Origin of the sequence: Pseudoalteromonas sp. GW168-MNA-CIBAN-0100 (genome assembly GCF_040309225.1) — a bacterium.
GTDB classification, from domain to species: Bacteria; Pseudomonadota; Gammaproteobacteria; order Enterobacterales; family Alteromonadaceae; genus Pseudoalteromonas; species Pseudoalteromonas arctica.
Window position 1 is genome coordinate 1 of the sequence record NZ_JBEOOL010000170.1, and the last position, 400, is coordinate 400.

Here is a 400-nt window from a genome sequence, read left to right on the forward strand (position 1 = left end):
TTTTACCCTAGTTGCCAATAATAGTAGCCGCCAAATAACGCACTGCAGTTAATAATTATGGTGAGCCAAAGTACGGCTATAAAAATACGCTTTTGTGATTTATGCCTAAACCATTGCTGAGCGATTAACGCCCCCGGCCAGCCACATAATAATGCTAAAAGGTGTAAAGTTCGCTCAGGCACTCTCACCACTGGCTGCTTTTTACTCATGGCCAAACGTTTGTCCCATTTATAAACTAAAATGGTAATTGTACTCATAACTACGTACACACTTGCGGCAATTGTGGGCCAATAGCTAAACAGCCCTCCTACGGTTAATACACACAAAAAACCAATCGAAAAAAGTAATAATGCTTTTTTAATCAAGTAACTCTCACCTATACTGTATCTAGGCCATACCC

At 40.2% G+C, this 400-nt stretch carries 1 protein-coding gene; it reads right to left on the reverse strand.

Annotated elements, in window-relative coordinates; genetic code table 11:
• Positions 1-2 precede the first annotated feature (2 nt).
• A partial coding sequence (locus AAEY62_RS20560; RefSeq protein ID WP_350636102.1) for a DUF1294 domain-containing protein occupies positions 3-400 on the reverse strand: 398 nt, incomplete at its 5' end.